This is a genomic window from Candidatus Accumulibacter meliphilus, from assembly GCF_036625345.1.
Classification (GTDB): Bacteria; Pseudomonadota; Gammaproteobacteria; order Burkholderiales; family Rhodocyclaceae; genus Accumulibacter; species Accumulibacter meliphilus.
In genome coordinates this window covers 61756-79798 of record NZ_JAZKTZ010000002.1, presented here as the reverse complement: position 1 = coordinate 79798, position 18043 = coordinate 61756, and the positions used below count along the sequence as shown (strand labels likewise).

The 18043-nt window shown below is 63.6% G+C and carries 12 protein-coding genes and 4 pseudogenes; 14 read left to right on the top strand and 2 right to left on the bottom strand.

Annotation, left to right across the window (positions count from 1 at the left end):
- Positions 1–317: 317 nt before the first annotated feature.
- The 10 genes and pseudogenes from V5B40_RS03840 to V5B40_RS03795 all read left to right on the top strand — a co-directional run bounded on the left by V5B40_RS03840 (position 318) and on the right by V5B40_RS03795 (position 11306).
- Positions 318–2021 (top strand): sensor histidine kinase, encoded by a 1704-nt coding sequence (locus V5B40_RS03840; RefSeq protein WP_332353314.1) that lies wholly within the window; start codon positions 318–320, stop codon positions 2019–2021.
- Positions 2018–2467, top strand: coding sequence for a response regulator (locus V5B40_RS03835; RefSeq protein ID WP_332353313.1), 450 nt, complete (start codon positions 2018–2020; stop codon positions 2465–2467). Before V5B40_RS03840 ends, V5B40_RS03835 begins: the two co-directional genes overlap by 4 nt.
- Positions 2468–2574: 107 nt before the next feature.
- Complete coding sequence (locus V5B40_RS03830) at positions 2575–3897, top strand: diguanylate cyclase domain-containing protein (protein ID WP_332353312.1); 1323 nt, start codon at positions 2575–2577, stop codon at positions 3895–3897.
- Position 3898: 1 nt separating this feature from the next.
- On the top strand, positions 3899–6988 hold the full coding sequence (locus V5B40_RS03825; RefSeq protein WP_332353311.1) for an EAL domain-containing protein: 3090 nt from the start codon (positions 3899–3901) through the stop codon (positions 6986–6988).
- A gap of 143 nt (positions 6989–7131) precedes the next feature.
- Complete coding sequence (gene tsaB, locus V5B40_RS03820; RefSeq protein WP_332353310.1) at positions 7132–7818, top strand: tRNA (adenosine(37)-N6)-threonylcarbamoyltransferase complex dimerization subunit type 1 TsaB; 687 nt, start codon at positions 7132–7134, stop codon at positions 7816–7818.
- A complete protein-coding gene (gene rimI, locus V5B40_RS03815) occupies positions 7815–8291 on the top strand; it encodes a ribosomal protein S18-alanine N-acetyltransferase (RefSeq protein ID WP_332353309.1) in 477 nt (158 codons plus the stop codon). The genes tsaB and rimI overlap by 4 nt, the downstream gene beginning before the upstream one ends.
- Positions 8288–9118, top strand: a pseudogene (locus V5B40_RS03810) (uracil-DNA glycosylase); the annotation flags it as partial. The gene rimI and the pseudogene V5B40_RS03810, both read left to right, overlap by 4 nt.
- A 154-nt stretch (positions 9119–9272) precedes the next feature.
- Positions 9273–9859, top strand: a pseudogene (locus V5B40_RS03805) (LemA family protein); the annotation flags it as partial.
- Positions 9860–9915: 56 nt separating this feature from the next.
- Positions 9916–10809 (top strand): TPM domain-containing protein, encoded by an 894-nt coding sequence (locus tag V5B40_RS03800; protein ID WP_332353308.1) that lies wholly within the window; start codon positions 9916–9918, stop codon positions 10807–10809.
- Positions 10809–11306, top strand: a complete 498-nt coding sequence (locus V5B40_RS03795) for a TPM domain-containing protein (protein ID WP_332353307.1) — start codon at positions 10809–10811, stop codon at positions 11304–11306. Before V5B40_RS03800 ends, V5B40_RS03795 begins: the two co-directional genes overlap by 1 nt.
- 85 nt (positions 11307–11391) lie before the next feature.
- Here the strand turns inward: V5B40_RS03795 and V5B40_RS03790 are convergent, their stop codons facing one another.
- Together V5B40_RS03790 and lplT are read right to left on the bottom strand one after the other, a co-directional pair.
- Positions 11392–11919 (bottom strand): Lrp/AsnC family transcriptional regulator, encoded by a 528-nt coding sequence (locus V5B40_RS03790; protein ID WP_332353306.1) that lies wholly within the window; start codon positions 11917–11919, stop codon positions 11392–11394.
- A 146-nt stretch (positions 11920–12065) separates the two neighbouring features.
- A complete protein-coding gene (gene lplT, locus V5B40_RS03785) occupies positions 12066–13328 on the bottom strand; it encodes a lysophospholipid transporter LplT (protein ID WP_332353305.1) in 1263 nt (420 codons plus the stop codon).
- 179 nt (positions 13329–13507) lie between these two features.
- Here lplT and V5B40_RS03780 point away from each other — a divergent pair, with 179 nt between their 5' ends.
- The 4 genes and pseudogenes from V5B40_RS03780 to V5B40_RS03765 all read left to right on the top strand — a co-directional run bounded on the left by V5B40_RS03780 (position 13508) and on the right by V5B40_RS03765 (position 18037).
- Entirely contained in the window at positions 13508–14410 is a 903-nt protein-coding gene (locus V5B40_RS03780; protein ID WP_332353304.1) for a LysR family transcriptional regulator, read from the top strand.
- A pseudogene (gene alr / locus V5B40_RS03775) lies at positions 14410–15523 on the top strand (alanine racemase). The gene V5B40_RS03780 and the pseudogene alr overlap by 1 nt, the downstream one beginning before the upstream one ends.
- Positions 15524–15525: 2 nt before the next feature.
- On the top strand, positions 15526–16908 hold the full coding sequence (gene radA, locus V5B40_RS03770) for a DNA repair protein RadA (protein ID WP_332353303.1): 1383 nt from the start codon (positions 15526–15528) through the stop codon (positions 16906–16908).
- A 255-nt stretch (positions 16909–17163) separates the two neighbouring features.
- A pseudogene (locus V5B40_RS03765) lies at positions 17164–18037 on the top strand (c-type heme family protein).
- Positions 18038–18043: the final 6 nt, after the last annotated feature.

Sequence of the window (18043 nt, the reverse complement as noted above, 5' to 3'; positions counted from 1 at the left end):
ACGGGAGAAGAAAACCGCTGAACACGGGCTTGGCCAAGCGCTGGCAGCCGGCGTCGAACAAGAGCGAGATTGTAACAGAGTGTCTTTTTCCAGGCAGCAGGCGCGCGCTGCTCACAGGAGTGTGCGCAGGCGCGTCGAAGCGGGTCTCTGCCGGCTCGGAAAATTCGGCGCCATCCGGGTCGTTCATTCCAGGCCATCGCCTAAAGAAATCTGCGCTGGTGTCGTAATAGTCTGCTGTGTACCGTGTACCGTGGTCGGCGCCGTTGCCGGCCCCCTGTTCTCCGCCTGCGGACCGGTTTTGTACAGGAGTCTTCGTAATGCCCGAGATCATCGATGATGCCAACTTGCTTGCCGGCTTGTCCACCGCGGCATCGGTCGACCCGGCGCCCGCCGGTGAACCCTGGAAAGTGCTGCTGGTCGATGACGAGCCTGACGTGCACCCCGTTCTCCACCTGGCCCTGGACGACGTACGCATTGACGGACGTGGCCTGCGGCTATTCGATGCGTTCTCGGCGGAGGAAGCGAAACTGGCGCTGACTGCCCATCCGGACATCGCCCTGATCCTGCTCGACGTGGTCATGGAAAGCGACCGCGCCGGTCTCGATCTGGTGCGCTACATCCGCGACGGTTTGGCCCGGCGTACTGTGCAGATCGTTCTGATCACTGGTCAACCGGGCTACGCGCCACAGCGACAGGTGGTCAGCGACTACCAGATCGACGGCTACCTGCTCAAGTCGGAACTGAGCGCCGAGCGGATTTTCGTTGCCGTGCATTCCGCCATCCGCGCACATCGCCTGATGCGCGAGCAGGAAAGCCTGCAGGCAGACCTTCATCAGAAAGTGCAGGAGCTGGACGCGACCCTGGGGGTTCTGCGCGAGAGCGAGAGTAATTTGATCCGTGCCCAGTCGGTCGCCCATGTCGGCAGCTGGACTTACGAGCTGGGCCGCGACGAAATGCGCCTGTCGGCGGAAACCTGCCGCATCTTTGGCCTGTGCGCCGGGACGCGGGGTAGTTACGAGAGCTATCTGGCGCGCGTCCATCCGGACGACCGCCCCGCGGTCGAGGAGGCATGGCAGGCGACCATGGCCGCCGGCACGGTCTTCCAGCACGAACACCGGATCATGGTCGGCGAGACGGTGCGCCATGTTCGCCAACAGGCAGATCTGAGCCGCGCCGCCGACGGCACGCCGCTGCGTTGCCTGGGAACAACCCAGGACATCACTGAGCGCAAGCAGGTCGAGGAGGAGCTGAGGCGCTCGAACGCTGAACTCGAGCAGTTCAGCTACGCCATTTCGCACGATCTGCGCCAGCCTTTGCGAATGGTCGCCAGTTACATGCAGTTGCTCGGCATCAGTCTCGCCGAGCAGCTCGACGACGAGCAGCGCGAGCATTTCAAATTCGCTATCGACGGCGCCCGCCGCCTCGATCAGATGCTTGTTGCATTGCTCGAGTACTCTCGGGTCGGTCGCTTGGGTGAGCCCCCCGCGTGGCTGGAAACCCGAGCCATCGTCGACGAAGCCCTGCTTTTCCTGCAGCCGGCGATCGCCGAGGCGCAAGCCAAGATCCGTGTGCGCGGCCATTGGCCACGCGCCTGGGTGCGTCCCGACGAGATCCTGCGCCTGCTGCAGAACCTGATCGCCAACGCCGCCAAATTCCGCCTTGCCGGGCGCTGCCCCGAGATCCGGGTAGTCAGCCGGGTGGCGCGCGGCCAGTGGTGCCTGAGCGTTGCCGACAATGGCGTCGGAATTCACCCGGGACAGCTCGGCCGTCTGTTTCAGGTATTCCAGCGCTTGCAGAGCCGCGCCAATTACGAAGGCAGTGGTGTCGGCCTGGCGCTGTGTCGCAAGATTGCCGAGCATCATGGCGGACGTATCTGGGCCGAGTCGGCCGGCGATGGGCAGGGGAGTCGCTTCTGCGTGTCACTGCCCCTCACCGGGTTTTCGAGCGACGGTCGTCGCGTGGCCAGGGAACCGGTCCGGGCCGTCGAGGGCTGTCGACAGGCTGAACCGAAATATAGATGATTAAAAAACGCAGCCTCCCCTTTGTTATTCTGCTCGCCGAGGATGAGCCGGCTGACGCGCATCTGCTGCGTTTGGCATTGACCGAAAACCGCATTCGCGTCGATCTGCAGCACGTTCTTGATGGTCGTGAGGCGCTCGAGTATCTGCACCGGCAGGGTCGGCGTTTTGCCCTGGCTGTCCGTCCCGACCTGATTTTTATCGATCTAAATATGCCGCGCATGAACGGCCGCGAGTTCCTTGCCGCGATCAAGGGCGATCCTGCCCTGTGCGACATCCCGGTCGTCGTTCTGAGTACCTCGGAAGTCGATCGCGACGTTCGCGACAGCTACCGCCTCGGTGCTGCCGGCTACATCGCCAAGCCCCTCGATATCAGCGAATTCATCGTCGAGATCCGTCAACTGAGCGACTATTGGCTCTCTCTGGTAAGGTTGCCAGAAAATCGATGAGCAAAGAGCAGTGACCAACGCGCAGCGGGCATCCCCATGCTGAACAACGAGCAGATGCTGCGGATCAGCCCGGCGATGCTCGACGAGGGAGAGACGGAGAGTAGCGGATGAACGAGTCGACCCGACGGCCTATCTCGATTCTGGTGATCGAAGACGATCCCGGCGATCTGGGACTGATCCGAACCAATGTGCGCCTTGCTGGCCTGCGCAGCATGGGCCAGGAGGACCCCGTGATCTGGGCGTCGACACTCGCCGACGGGATTGCTGCCGCCACGGTCAGCAAACCCGACGTGGTACTGCTCGACTTGTCCTTGCCCGATTCGTCCGGAATCGCCACCGTGGAAGCAATGCGTGCATCGGCTCCTGCTGTTCCGATCATTGTCCTCACCGGTCAGGATGACCATCAACTCGCCGAGGCAGCTCTGCACGCAGGGGCGCAGGACTATCTGGGCAAGGGGCAGTTGTTCCAGCAGGATGCACTGGGACGGGCGATACGGCATGCGCTGGTTCGCCAGAAACTCGAATCACGCCTGCGCCTGTTCGACGCGGCCCTCAACGCAGTGGCCAGCGGCATCCTGATCACCGACGTGGCGGCGGCGATCATCTGGGCCAATCCCGCGTTTACGGAGATCACCGGTTTCACGATGTCGGAAGTCGTCGGCCGTAATCCCGGCGCGATGCTCAACTCGGGGAAGCAGGACCGGCGCTTCTACGAGGGCATGTGGCAGACCATTTTGGCCGGACGGGTATGGACGGGCGAGCTCGTCAACCGGCGCAAGAACGGAAGCCACTTCGATGCGGCGCTGACAATTTCGCCAGTGACCGGTAGCGACGGAAATATTCACCACTTTGTCGCCGTCATGCAGGACATCTCCGCGCGCAAGGCCACCGACGAGCGTGTTCAGCATCTTGCCCACCACGACCAGCTTACCGATCTGCCCAATCGCATGCTGCTCAGCGACCGTTTGTTCCAGTCGCTGGCGCAGGTGCGCAGGGAGCAAGCAACATTGGCGGTGATGTTTCTCGACCTGGACGATTTCAAGCCGGTCAACGACACCCTGGGTCATGATGTCGGTGATCTGCTGCTCAAGGAGGTCGCCCTGCGTCTGCGCGGCTGCGTGCCGAGGAATTCGGACACCGTCGCACGTCTCGGCGGTGACGAATTCGTGGTTCTGCTGGCGCAGATCGACCAGGCTGCCGATGCTGCGGTGGTGGCCCGTAAAATCCTCGCCGCGCTCATGCGTCCGTTCGTCATCGGTCCGCACCGCATCGCGATTTCGACGAGCATCGGCATCGCCGTCTATCCGCAGCACGGCGACGAAGTCAGTGGGCTGTTGAAGAACGCTGACACGGCGATGTACCACGCCAAGAAAGCGGGTCGTGGCTGCTATCGCTTCTTCCGCGAACTCGCTGAGACGACAAGGGCTTGACTTGCTAAACACGCAGCGGCAGGCTGACCCCCCGGACATTCGCCGAGCGGCGTCGGCAAACGGTGGGGAAGGGCCGTTCTCGCACTTGTTCGAACAAGGCGATGAGCAGCCACGCAGCTGGCTGCCTTCGCTAAGCTTCCTCAAGTACACCGCCTGGGCCATTGTTCTTGCGGCGACATGCATTCTGCTGACCATGCTGCTGATCATCCCGGATCAGCCCCGGCGGGCTGTCGCGCCGGCAGCCATGGTGCTGCTGGCAACGAGCGCCTTGTGCCTGCTCAACAGCGGTCGGGTGCGCGCTGCGCTGGCGGCATTGGTCTGGGGCCTGTGGTTGGCCGTGACCCTCCTGTCGCCGTTCTTCGGAGGGGTCCGGGCGTTGCTGATAATAGCCTACCCGGTGCTGATTCTGATGGGCGGTTGGCTGCTGGGCACGCGCACGGCAGTCGTCCTCGGGGCCCTGACGGCGACCGCGATTCTTGGCTTTGTGGTGGCCGATCTCTCGGCACTGCTGCCGCCCCAACCGCCAACGCCGAGCATCCTCTACGGCCTGGTGCAGATCACCTGCGTCGTCGTTGCGATGCTGTTGATCATTTTCCTGACGCGCTCGTACCGGCAACGCATTGATGACGTGCGCCGATTGGGCAGCGATCTGGCGCAGCGCACCGCCGAGGTCCAGGCCAGCGAAGCCGAGCTCCAGCGCGCGCAGGCGGTCGCCCGGGTGGGCAGCTGGGTCATCGACCTGGGCAGCGGTCGGATCAGAATGTCCGCCGAGACCTGCCGCATCTTTGCCGTTCCCGAAGGCACGATCGGCAGCTTTGAAGCCTTCATGGCGCGGGTGCATGCCGATGATCGCCAGGCGCTGCAGCAAGCCAGCGAATCAGCCTTGGCAGGGAAGCCCTTCGCCGTCGAGCTGCGCATCGTGGTCGGTGCAGCGGAGCGCTGGATCGCACAGCGCGCCGAGGTCGAGTTCGACGACACCGGCAAGCCGCTGCGCAGCGTCGGCACCACCCAGGACATTACCGAGCGCAAGGCGCTGGAAGCCAGCCTGCGCGAGCAACGCGAGTTCTTCCGCCTGATTTCGGAGAGTATCGGCGAGCACATTGCGGTCCTCGATCTCGAAGGGCGACGGCTCTACAACAGTCCTTCGTATCGGCAGTTCTTTGGCGCTGGCAGAGAGTTGCTGGGCAGCGAGTCCTTCGCCGACGTCCATCCGGATGATCGTCAGCGGGTGATCGAAGCGTTCAGGCAGACGGTAAAGACCGGCGTTGGCCAGGAACTGCAATACCGCCTGATGCACCACGACGGGACGGTTCGGCACATGGCGTCAGCCGGGAAAGTGATCAACGACAAGAGCGGTCAGGTGAGCCGCGTGGTCGTCGTATCGCACGACGTGACCGACAGGAAGCAGGCCGAACAACAGGAGCGGATTGCCGCAACGGCCTTCGAGTCTCAGCAGGGGATGTTTATCACCGATGCCAACGGTGTCATTCTGCGCGTCAATCAGGCGTTCACCGAGATCACCGGCTACAGCGCCGACGACTGTCTCGGCCGGACGCCCAAACTGCTCAGTTCGGGCCGCCATAAGGCCACTTTCTATGCGGCGATGCGCGACACGCTGGAGCGCTCGGGAACCTGGCAGGGCGAGATCTGGAACCGCCGCAAGAATGGCGAGATCTACCCCGAATGGCTGACCATTTCGGCAGTCAGGGACAGCGACGAGCAAGTGACCAACTACGTGTCCACGCTGACCGACATCACCACCCGCAAGGCGGCCCAGGAAGAGATTCGGCATCTCGCCTTCTACGACGCACTGACCGGACTGCCCAACCGCCGCCTGCTGCACGACCGTCTGCGCCAGGCGTTGGCGGCAAGCGCGCGCAGGGACCGGCAAGGTGCTCTGCTGTTCATCGACCTCGACAACTTCAAGATGCTCAACGACACCCTCGGGCACGACATGGGCGACCATTTGCTGCAGCAGGTCGGCAAGCGGCTGAAAGCCTGCGTTCGCGAACGCGATACCGTTGCCCGCCTGGGGGGCGACGAATTCGTCGTAATGCTCGAGGATCTTGGCCAACGTGCGCGGGAAGCCATTGCTCAGAGTAGCAGCATCGGCGAGAAAATCCTCGCCGCGCTCTACTGCCCCTACGATCTGGACGGCCATGAGTATCACAACACGGCGAGCGTTGGCATCACCCTGTTTGGGAGTGGGCACCACGGCATCGACGAACTGATGAAGCGGGCGGATCTGGCGATGTACGAAGCCAAGAACAAGGGCCGCAATACCTTGCGCTTCTTTGATCCGCAAATGCAGGCGGTGGTGACCAAGCGCGCCAGCCTGGAGAAAGACTTGCGCGAAGCGCTGCAAAAGCGGCAGTTGCTCCTTTTCTACCAGCCGCAGGTGGATGCCGCCGGCGCCGTCATCGGCGCTGAAGCGCTGGTTCGCTGGCCGCATCAGCAGTGTGGCTTCGTCTCACCGGCCGAGTTCATTCCCCTCGCCGAGGATACCGGTCTGATTCTGCCGCTCGGCCTGTGGGTGCTGGAAACCGCCTGCGCGCAGTTGGCGGTCTGGGCGGCGCAGCCAGGACGGGAGCAGTTTACGGTTTCGGTCAACGTCAGTGCGCGGCAGTTCCGGCAGCCGAACTTCGTCGACCAGGTACTGGCTGTTCTCGCCAGCAGTGGCGCGAATCCCCAGCAGCTGAAGCTCGAACTGACCGAAAGCATGTTGCTCGACAACGTCCAGGAAATGATCGCCAGGATGAGCACCCTGAAAAGCCACGGGGTCGGTTTTTCGCTCGACGATTTCGGCACCGGCTATTCGTCGCTGTCGTATCTGAAGCGCCTGCCGCTCGATCAGTTGAAGATCGACCAGTCCTTCGTGCGGGATTTGCTCACCGATCCCAACGACGAAGTGATCGCGCGCACGATTATCGCGCTGGCCAGCACGCTTGGCCTGGCGGTGATCGCCGAAGGTGTGGAAAGCGTCGAGCAGCGCGACGCGCTGGCGGCGCAGGGCTGCCACGCCTATCAGGGCTACCTCTTCAGCCGGCCGCTACCGGTGGCCGATTTCGACGCCTTCCTGAGGGGCTCTTAAGGCAAGCGGGTGCGATTCCCTAGGCGCTACGTGAGAGAACAAATCCATCCTGAAGCGGGGTCACACGCCACGCGAAACAAACGGGGATCGGCATCGCGCCACGCCGTGCGACCCAGGCGACGTCGGCGAGCAGTACGAGTAAAATGCGCGCCATGAATCTGCTTGCCATCGAGACCTCGACCGAGCTTGGCAGCATCGCCCTGTGGCATGCGGGCGAGTTGCTGCGCCGTGCCTGCCCGATCGGCGTTGCGCACTCTGAAACGCTGCTGCCGCTGATCCGGGCGACGCTGCACGCAGCGGGGCTGCGCTTTGCCGACTTGAACGCGATCGCCTTCGCGGCTGGCCCCGGCTCGTTCACCGGTCTGCGGGTCGCCTGTGGTGTCGCGCAGGGGCTGGCCGTTGCACACCAGCTGCCGGTCGTTCCGGTCGGCACCCTCGAGGCCATGGCCTTGAGCAGCGCGGGCCGACGCGTCATCGTCGTGCTCGACGCGCGCATGGGCGAGGTCTATTACGCTTGCTATGCGGATGGCGTCGCCTTGGCGGCGGTGGCTGTCGCTCATCCGTCGGTTCTGCCGCTTCCGGAGTCCACCGGCTGGCTGGCGTGTGGCAATGGACTAAAAGCGTATCCGCTCTTGCGTGAGCGCCTGGCCGCGTGCGTGCAGGAGTGGCAGCCGGAATTGATGCCCGACGCGGGGGCCGTGGCACGCATCGCCGCGGTACGTCTGGTGCGCGGGGAGACGGTCGACGCGGCAGACGCGGCGCCGCTGTATGTGCGCAACAAAGTGGCGCAGACGGTGGCCGAGCGTCTGGCCAATGGCGGCAAAGCGTGAACGCGGTGCTCGCGGCACAGGTGGAGGTGCTGCCGCTGAGTCATGGCGATATCGACGAAATGCTGGCCGTCGAGCGGCGCATTTATCCGTTTCCCTGGACGCGTGGCAACTTCGTCGATTCCATCGCCGCCGGCTACAGTGTCTGGGGCTGCCGAGTCGCCGCTGAACTGATCGGCTATTTCGTGTTGATGTTGGCGGTGGATGAAGCGCACCTGCTGAACCTGAGTGTCAGCGAGAAGCGGCAAGGAGCCGGTTTTGGCGCGTATCTGCTGCGCCACGCCATGCGTTCGGCGCGTCGTGCCGGAGCGACAGTGCTGTTGCTCGAAGTGCGGCCGTCAAATGCCAGGGCCCTGGCTCTCTATCAGCATTTTGGTTTTCAGCAGATCGGGGTACGGCGCGGCTACTACGCGGCCGAAGCCGGACGCGAAGACGCGCTGGTCCTGCAGCACATCCTTGAAGAGGTCTCGGCATGAGCGACGGAAATCCTCACGGCACGGGTTTGACGCGCGGGCAGTTGTTGCACGAGATGGGCCTGTCGTCGCAGTGGCGGCTGCGCGAGCAAGCGGTGGCTGGGCGAGCGAGCAAGGCAGCGCTCGCGCCACCGCCAGCCGCGATTCCGGCCGCGGCAAGCGTCGCGACAGCGGCGATCGAGGTGACGCCGCTGGGCGAAGTGGGCGAGGCGGTCGAGCTGCTCGCGCCAGCGCCGGTCGCCAGTAACGCGGCGCTACCGGCCGTCGACCGGGAGCAGCAGATTGCGCGTCTGGACTGGGACGGATTGCAGCACAGCGTTGCCGAGTGTCGAGCCTGCGGCCTTTGCCAGGAGCGTCGGCAGGCGGTGCTTGGCGTTGGCGACAGGCGTGCCGAGTGGTTGTTCATCGGTGAAGGCCCGGGGGTCGAGGAAGACGCTCGCGGTGAGCCCTTTGTCGGACCCGCTGGCAAACTTCTCGATGCCATGCTCGCGGCGATCGACTTGCAGCGCGGCGAGAACGTGTACATAGCCAACGCCGTGAAGTGTCGCCCGCCCGGCAATCGTACGCCGGAGAGCGCCGAGATCGCCACCTGTGCGCCCTATTTGCGGCGCCAGATCGCGCTGATCCGGCCACGTCTGATCGTTCTCCTGGGTCGGGCGGCGGCGAATGCCGTGCTCGGCGATATCGGCTCGCTGGCCAGCCTGCGCGGCAAGACTTTCGAGTATCGTGATGCGGACAGCGCCGAAGTGGCGATTCCGGTCGTGGTCAGCTATCATCCGGCGTATCTCTTGCGCACCTTGCAGGACAAGGCCAAGGCCTGGGAGGATCTGTGCCGGGCGCGGATGTTGATGCGCGCGGCGACGACCTCTGCTTCTCTGTCGGCTAACGGTCATGGCCGGAATCGTTCGACGGGCAGGGGGGAGCACACCCCCGAATTCCCCGTCTTGGTCTTCAGTCTGTCTATTCCCGTAAAAGGAAACCGTCATGCGCATTCGTTTTCTGGCTGTCCTCGCCCTGCTTGCCAGCCTGCTCCGGGCTGCGGCTACAACAGCTTTCAGACCGGAGACGAGGCGGTGAAGTCGGCCTGGTCTGAAGTCATCAACCAGTATCAGCGGCGAGCCGACCTGGTTCCCAACCTGGTCAGCACCGTACAGGGCTACGCCAGCCACGAGAAGGAAGTCTTCACGCAGGTGACACAGGCGCGGGCGCAGGTGGGCGGTATTCAGGCAACGCCGGAACTGGTCAATGATCCGGCCGCCTTTGCCAAATTCCAGCAGGCGCAGGCCGGCTTGTCCAGCGCCCTGTCACGGCTGCTGGTGGTCGCCGAGAATTATCCGCAACTGAAGGCGGATGCCGCTTTCCGTGACCTGCAGGCGCAGCTCGAAGGAACCGAGAATCGGATTACGGTGGCGCGCAATCGCTACATCAAGGCGGTCGAGGGCTACAACGTCTCGGTGCGCACTTTTCCGAACAATCTGACGGCGATGATTTTTGGCTACGCGGTCAAGCCGAACTTCACGGTCGACAACGAGAAAGCGATCTCGACGGCACCGAAAGTCGACTTTTCGGCGCCTGCTGGGCGCCGGCAAGCCTTCGCCGGCAGCCGTGAACTAAAGCGGATTGAGCAATGTCCCGCCTGCCTGCCCACCGCCTGCTCGGCTGGCTGTTGCGCCTGCTCTTGCTGTTCGGCGTCGCTTTTGCCGCCGGCGCAGAGCAGGAGATACCGGTGCTGGCGGCGCCGGTCACCGACCTGACCGGCACGCTGACCGGCGAGCAAAGGGCCGCGCTCGACGGCAAGCTGGCAGCGCTCGATCGCCAGAAAGGAGCGCAGATCGCGGTCCTGATCGTCGCCTCGGTCAAACCCGAGGCTATCGAGCAGTACGCGCTGCGCGTCGTCGAGGCCTGGAAACTGGGTCGCCAGGGAGTCGACGACGGCGCCTTGCTGCTGATCGCCAAGGAGGACCGACGCCTGCGTATCGAAGTCGGCTACGGCCTCGAGGGCGCGCTCAATGACGCGACCGCGAAACGCATCATCAGCGAGCTCATCACGCCGCGCTTCAAGCAGGGGGATTTTTACGGCGGCGTTGATGCCGGCGTCGAGGCGATGCTCAAGGTGGTCGCCGGCGAGCCCTTGCCGGCTCCCGTCGCACGCGCGTCCAGGCAGCACGCCGACAGCGGCGACCGTTTCGAGACCCTGCTCTTTGCCGGCTTTATCCTGGTGTTTGTCGTCGGCGGTATGCTGCGCGCCATTTTCGGGCGTTTTCTGGCGGCCGGCATGGTCGCTGCCGCTGCTGGCGTGATCGCCTCCTTCTTGCTCTCGTCGCTCCTGTTCGCGGCGATCATCGCCATCGTCGCTTTCTTCGTTTCGCTGCTGGTCGGTATCGCCGGCGCTCGGGGGGGAATTCCGGGCGGCGTGTCGTGGGGTGGTGGGCGAGGGGGCGGGAGTAAAAGGGGTGGTGGCGGTGGCTTTTCAGGCGGTGGTGGCGGTTTTGGTGGCGGCGGCGCTTCGGGAGGCTGGTGATGGAATTGACAAGACTGCTGCGCCACACGATCCTGCCCGACTGGTGGGTCCGGCGCGTGTTTTCGCGACCACTGTTGCAGCGGCTCGAAAGTGTGATCGCGACTTCCGAGTCCGTGCATCTGGGCGAGTTGCGGCTGGTGGTCGAAGGCAATCTCTCGCTGCCCGACCTCTGGCGCGGGCAAACTCCGCGGCTGCGGGCGATCGATCTGTTTTCCGAGCTGCGCGTGTGGGATACGGAGCACAACAGCGGCGTACTGATCTATTTGCAACTGATCGACCGGCGGGTCGAAGTCGTCGCTGACCGGGGCATCGATCGCCGCGTCGGTCGGCCGTTCTGGGATGCGGTCTGCCGGCAGATGGAAGACGCCTTCCGCGCCGGGGATTTTGAGAACGGTGTGCTGCTGGCGCTGACAACGATTACCGAAGCCTTGCGTGAGCACTTCCCGGTGCCGGACGACAAGCCCAACGAGCTGCCGAATGCGCCGCTGCTGCTTTAGGCGATTCCCTTTCCGGCAATCGTCTTAGGCGATTGCCGGAAAAGTAAAAAGAAAAAGACAGTAGGTCCTGTTTCGGCAGATCGCCTTAGTTCTCGGCGTCGGCGTAGCGGACGCGCTGGCGGGGCTTGCTGGGCTGCGTCAGGTGACCGAGCGGCAGGACGTGCGTCTGTTTGACATTTTGCAGGGCGATGCTGGTCTTGATGCGCGCGACACCGGGCAGGCAGAGCAGGCTTTTCACCATCAGTTCGGAAAACGAAGCCAGATCTGGAACGAGGATACGCAGCATGTAGTCGGCGTCGCCACTGATCGAGTAGCAATCGATGACTTCCGGCATCGCCGCCACCGCGCTTTCAAAGGTTTCGCTGGCGCTGTCGCCATGGCTCTCGAGGATCACCTGCGCAAAGGCAGTCACGCCAAGGCCGAGTGCGGCGGGCGAGAGCAAAGCGACGTAGCCGGCGATGATGCCGTCTTCTTCGAGCCGCTGGATGCGACGGCTGATCTGCGACGCGGACAGCTTGATCTGCTCGCCGAGGGTTGCATTGGTGGCGTTGCCTTTTCTCTGCAGTGCGTCGAGAAGTGCAAGATCGTAGCGGTCGATGGTGATCTTTGACATGAATTGCCCAATCTATGCATGAAGTGTGCGCATTATAAGGATGTCCGGAAGAATATCCAACACTTCATGTGTGCTATTGCGGTCATCATAGTAGAGTCGCAAGCGAACGCTGGCTGTGCTGCTGCGGCCCAGTGCGTCAACGAATTTCAGTGCGCGCTGTCGTCGAGGTGAATCACGTCATCATGCTGCCGTTGGTTGGCCTGGTGACGGAGTTTGACGAGAAACATCGAAGTGCTGAGGAAGAGGCCAAATAGCGTGATCACCAGGTAGATCGACATCTCCGAGCGAATCATTACGTAGTAGACGCCGGTCATCGCCAGGATCGACAGGTTCTCGTTGAAGTTCTGTACCGCGATCGAGTGGCCGGCTCCCATCAGGATGTGGCCACGGTGCTGCAGCAGGGCGTTCATCGGCACCACGAAGAAGCCGGAGAGGGCGCCGATCAGGATCAGTAGCGGTATCGCCAGCCAGGTGTGGTGCACGAAGTTCATCACCATGACGATGATGCCCATGGCGATGCCCAGCGGAATTACCCGCACCGCCTTGCGCAAGGTGATCATTCGTGCGGCGCCGACGGCGCCGAGCGCGACACCGACCGCGACCACCCCCTGCAGCATGCTCGACTTCGAAAGATCGAGCTGCAGGGCGCTTTCCGACCATTTGATGACGATGAACTGGAGGGTGGCGCCGGCACCCCAGAAGAGGGTGGTGACGGCCAGTGAGACCTGGCCGAGGCGGTCTCGCCAGAGCAGTAGCAGGCAATGGTTGAATTCGCGCAGCAGGTACAAGGGGTTCTTGTGCAGCACGCGGTGGTCGACGCCGGTATCGGGGATGTAGAGGTTGAACAGCGAGGCGAGGACGTAGAAAACGGCAACGAAACAGATCGCCATCTCGCCAACCGTATCGACGCCGGTGTTCAGCAGCGGAAGATCCAGGCTCAGTAGGGACTCGGCGATGTCCGGCCGGATCAGCAGGCCGCCGATGACGACGCCGAGAATGATGGCGCTGACGGTCAGTCCTTCGATCCAGCCGTTGGCGACGACGAGCAGACGGTGCGGCAGGTATTCGGTCAGGATGCCGTACTTGGCCGGCGAGTAGGCGGCCGCACCGAGACCGACCACGGCATAGGCCAACAGGGGGTGCACCTGCCAGTACATCATCGCGCAGCCGACGATCTTGATGGCATTGCTGATGAACATCACCCGCCACTTCGGCATCGAGTCGGCAAAAGCGCCGACGAAGGCGGCGAGGACCACGTAAGAGACCGTAAAAAAAGTCTTCAGCAGCGGCTCGTATTCACTCGGCGCCTGCATGTCGCGCAGCAGGGAGATGGCTACAATGAGCAGGACATTGTCGGCCAGCGCGGAAAAAAACTGCGCGGCCATGATGATGTAGAAGCCGAAGGGCATTGATCGCTATGGGGGGGCTGTTCTTGATATGCTGGGCTTATACCATGAAAGACAGTGACTTGTTAGCGCGGCCGTCGGCAGCGCGCGCGTGTCGTACCAGGGAGAGTCCGCTCGCGCTGGCCGGCGCCTCGGTTTTGTGTTTGAATACAAGAAATAACCCGTGAGGGGGGAGAGGACTCATGGCGGATCGTCGCCTGCAGGTTTTTCACGCTGTGGCCAAGCAGCTGTCTTTTACCAAGGCGGGCGAGGCCTTGCACATGACCCAGCCCGCCGTGACCTTTCAGATCAAGCAGCTCGAAGAGCGCTTCAACACCCGCCTTTTCGATCGCGGTGGCGGGCGCATCTCGCTGACTGCGGCGGGCGATCTGGTGCTCGACTACGCCGAGCGCATCCTCGGACTGTCTGCAGAACTGGATATTCGTGTCGCCGAAATGACCGGGCAAATGAGCGGCAGCTTGCTTGTCGGAGCCAGTACGACGATTGCCGAGTTCTTGCTGCCGCCGATCCTCGGCGAATTCAATGTGCGTTATCCACAGGTGCGCGTCCGGCTGACGGTCGGCAATTCGGACGTGATCAGCAACGCCATCGCTGCGCATACGCTCGATATCGGCCTGATTGAGTCACCGGTGAGCCTGCCGAGCCTGCAATGCGAAAGCTGTGGCGACGACGAACTGCAAATCGTGTGCACGCCCAGCCACCCGCTGGCCAGCTGCCGCGAAGTCGAGGCGCGCAGCCTGCTGGCGCACGACTTCGTTGCTCGTGAGCCGGGTTCGAGCACGCGCGAAGTGACCGACGTGTACTTGCGCGCCTGCGGCGTCGAGCCCGAAGAGCTCAAGACGGTCATGGAACTGTCGAGTCCGGAAGCTCTGAAGGGGGTGGTGGCGACCGGGCTGGGCTTCTCGATCGTCTCGCGGGCAAGTTTCGAAAAGGAGCGGCAGTTGGGTACGCTGGTCGCCATTCCCTTGCGGCCGCCCCTGACCCGCAGCCTGTCCTTGGTCTATCCGAAGGAGCGCTTCCGCTCGCAGGTGGTTCTGAGCTTCGTCGAGTTTGCCAGAAACAAGCTCAAAGAGCTGCCTGCCTGATGCCGCGCCCGATCGAGGCGCGCATCGACCTCCCGGCGCTGCGTCACAATTATCTTGTCGCCAGGCAATACGCGTCTCGTCAGCACCGCGAGGCGAAAGCCTGGGCGGTGGTCAAGGCCAACGCCTATGGGCATGGCCTGCTGCGCGCTGCTGCTGCACTCGGCGACGTCGCTGACGGTTTCGCGCTGCTTGATCTCGACGAGGCCATCGCCCTGCGCCAGGCCGGCATTCGGCAGCCGATTCTCCTGCTCGAAGGCTTTTTCGAGGCCGCCGATCTGAGTGTTTGCGCGGCCTACGACTTGAGTGTCGTCGTGCACCGCCTCGAGCAGGTACAGTTGCTGCGGCAGGCGGCACTGGCGACGCCGAGCATGCGCCTGCCGATCTATCTGAAGCTCAACAGCGGTATGAATCGCCTGGGGATCACGGCCGCGCAGTTGCCGGCCGTGCGGCGCGAACTCGAAGCTTCGCCGGCACTCGGCCCGCTGACTCTGATGACCCACTTTCGCTGAAGCGGACGGCGTCGCTGACGAGCGCTGCATCGCCTGGCAGCTGGAGCGTTTCCTGGCGATGACCGCGGACTGGCCGGCAGCTGCGAATTTTCCGGTCTCGCTGGCCAACTCGGCGGCCATCCTGCGCTACCCGCAGACCGCGCACGACTGGGCACGGCCGGGGATCATGCTCTACGGTGGCAGTCCGTTCGCCGACCAGGATGCTGCGAGCTTTGGCTTGAAACCGGTCATGACGCTGCACAGCCGCATCCTGGCGGTACAGGAAATCGGCATTGGCGAACGCGTCGGTTACGGTGGCAGCTTTGTCGCGCCAGGGCCGACGCGAGTCGGTATCGTCGCCTGCGGCTACGCCGACGGCTACCCGCGGCACGCCCCGGGCGGCACGCCGATCATCGTCGCCGGCCGGCGCACGCAGACCCTGGGGCGGGTGTCGATGGACATGCTCGCCTGCGACCTCACCGCGTTGCCCGACGCCGGGGTGAATAGTCCGGTCGTCCTTTGGGGCGAGGGCTTGCCAGCCGACGAGGTCGCCAGTGCCGCCGGGACCATCAGCTACGAGCTGTTCTGTGCTCTGGCCCGGCGGGTGCCGGTCGTCGAGGTTTGAGCTTGGCCAGGGCAGGGGGGGGCGCCCGGAAGACGGTTTTTTCGTGTACCGAATGCGGTGCCAGCGCCGCCAAGTGGCAAGGCCAGTGCCCCGGCTGCGGCGTCTGGAACACGCTCGTCGAGACCATTGCCGAAGCTGCCGCTGCTAGCCAGCAGCGGCGCTTCGCGGCGCTTGGCGGCACGGCAGGACTACAAACGCTCTCGGCCATCGAAGCGCGCGAGGAAGATCGCCTGCCGACCGGCATCAGCGAGTTTGATCGTGCTCTGGGCGGCGGGCTGGTGGCCGGCGGCGTGGTGCTGATCGGCGGCGACCCGGGAATCGGCAAGAGCACGCTGCTGCTGCAGGCGCTTGCGGCCTTGGCTCCGGCGCGCAATGTGCTCTACGTCAGTGGCGAAGAATCGGGCCAGCAGATTGCCATGCGCGCGCGGCGGCTGGCGCTGGAGACCGGCGACTTGCGCCTGCTCGCCGAGATCAATCTTGAAAAAATCCTCGCCACGCTGCAAAGCGAACGGCCGCAGGTGGCGGTGATCGATTCGATCCAGACGCTGTGGTCGGAGCAGCTCAATTCGGCGCCGGGATCGGTCGCGCAGGTGCGCGAATGCGCTGCGCAACTTACCCGGCTGGCCAAGCAGACCGGGATCACGGTGATCCTCGTCGGGCACGTGACCAAGGAGGGCGCTCTGGCCGGGCCGCGGGTCCTCGAACACATCGTCGACACGGTGCTCTATTTCGAGGGTGATACGCACTCCAGCTTCCGCTTGATTCGCGCCGTCAAGAATCGCTACGGCGCGGTCAACGAGATCGGCGTTTTTGCCATGACCGACCGTGGGCTGAAAGGTGTCAGCAACCCGTCGGCGATTTTCCTGTCGCCGCACGGCAGCGAGGTTCCCGGTTCCTGCGTGCTGGTTACCCAGGAAGGTAGCCGGCCGCTGCTGGTCGAGATCCAGGCGCTGGTCGACCAGGCGCACGGCAATCCGCGGCGACTGACGGTGGGTCTCGATGCGCAGCGCCTGGCGATGCTGCTGGCCGTTCTGCACCGCCACGCCGGGATCGTCTGCTTCGATCAGGACGTTTTCGTGAATGCCGTCGGCGGCGTCAAGATCGCCGAGCCTGCTGCGGATCTGGCGGTCTTGTTGGCGATCGTCTCTTCACTTAAAAACAAGGCATTACCAGAGAAACTTATTGTGTTTGGTGAAGTTGGTCTGGCGGGTGAGATACGTCCGGCGCCACGTGGCCAGGAACGCCTTCGCGAAGCGGCCAAGCTCGGCTTTACACGCGCCGTGATCCCCGAAGCCAACGCCCCCAGACAGCCCCTGGCCGGCATCGAAGTGATCGCCGTGCGGCGGGTTGAAGAGGCCGTACAGCGTCTGCGCGACCTCGAATGAGAGCGCCATGCGGAGCGGGGGAAGCGCGCTGCAAGTGAGACCATTCGAGCACAGGAAGGCGCAGGCTTCACCAGGCGGAACGATTCTCCTTGCCTTTCCCCCCCGCTAGCTTGTACCTTGCAGCACGGGCGGACCGCCGTCCGCCGTGGCACGAAAAATGCGCATCTGCGCGCGCGAGACCGACAGACAGAGCTGCCCCGACTCGCGGTGCCGGCGCTGATTTTCCTTTGCTCATTTCTACAAGGGGAAGCGATCATGGGTCTGCGACTGAAATTCAATCTGGTGCTGTTGCTGGTCTTCGGCGCCGGCATGGCGGTGTCGGCTTACGTATCGCACCGACTGCTGGACGAGAACGCCAAGCAGGAAACCTTGCGCAGCGCTGGCCTGATGATGGAGTCGGCGCTGTCGGTGCGCAGCTACACCGTGGCGCAGGTCAAACCGCTGCTGACGGCGCAGCTGGCGACGACTTTCCTGCCGCAGACGGTACCGGCCTACGCGGCCACCGAGGTCTTCAACAAGCTGCGTAGCAAGTACCCGGATTTCAGCTACAAGGAGGCCACGCTCAATCCCACCAACCCGCGCGACCGCGCGGTCGATTGGGAGAGCGACATTGTCCAGAAATTCCGTGGCGACGAGAGCGTCACCGAGCTGGTCGGCGAGCGTGACACGCCAACCGGCCGCATGCTCTACATCGCGCGGCCGATCACCATCACGGACCCGGCGTGTCTTGCCTGCCACAGCGTGCCCGCGGCGGCGCCCGCGTCGATGATCAAGATCTACGGCGACAGTAACGGCTTCGGCTGGAAACATATGGAAACCATTGGCGCGCAGGTCGTCTCGGTGCCGATGTCGCTGCCGCTGGCCAATGCTCAGCGCACCTTCAACGACCTTCATGATTTCGCTGGGGAGCGTCTTCCTGGCCACTTTCGTGGTCCTCAACCTGATGCTCTCGCTGTTGATCATCCAGCCGATTTCGACCATGTCGGCGGCAGCCGACAAGGTGTCGACGGGCGACTTCGACGTTCCCGAGTTCCCGGCGCAGGGTGGTGATGAAATCGGCGTGCTGGCCAACTCGTTCAACCGCATGCGCCGCAGTCTGCAAAAAGCGATCAAACTGATCGAATCCTGAACGCGG

What these genes read in the sequence shown, in the direction of transcription:
- V5B40_RS03840 (WP_332353314.1), top strand. Translation starts at nt 318, where the DNA reads ATGCCCGAGATCATCGATGATGCCAACTTGCTTGCCGGCTTGTCCACC.
- V5B40_RS03790 (WP_332353306.1), bottom strand. Translation starts at nt 11,919, where the DNA reads ATGTCAAAGATCACCATCGACCGCTACGATCTTGCACTTCTCGACGCA.
- lplT (WP_332353305.1), bottom strand. Translation starts at nt 13,328, where the DNA reads ATGCCCTTCGGCTTCTACATCATCATGGCCGCGCAGTTTTTTTCCGCG.
- V5B40_RS03835 (WP_332353313.1), top strand. Translation starts at nt 2,018, where the DNA reads ATGATTAAAAAACGCAGCCTCCCCTTTGTTATTCTGCTCGCCGAGGAT.
- V5B40_RS03795 (WP_332353307.1), top strand. Translation starts at nt 10,809, where the DNA reads ATGGAATTGACAAGACTGCTGCGCCACACGATCCTGCCCGACTGGTGG.
- V5B40_RS03780 (WP_332353304.1), top strand. Translation starts at nt 13,508, where the DNA reads ATGGCGGATCGTCGCCTGCAGGTTTTTCACGCTGTGGCCAAGCAGCTG.
- V5B40_RS03830 (WP_332353312.1), top strand. Translation starts at nt 2,575, where the DNA reads ATGAACGAGTCGACCCGACGGCCTATCTCGATTCTGGTGATCGAAGAC.
- tsaB (WP_332353310.1), top strand. Translation starts at nt 7,132, where the DNA reads ATGCGCGCCATGAATCTGCTTGCCATCGAGACCTCGACCGAGCTTGGC.
- V5B40_RS03800 (WP_332353308.1), top strand. Translation starts at nt 9,916, where the DNA reads ATGTCCCGCCTGCCTGCCCACCGCCTGCTCGGCTGGCTGTTGCGCCTG.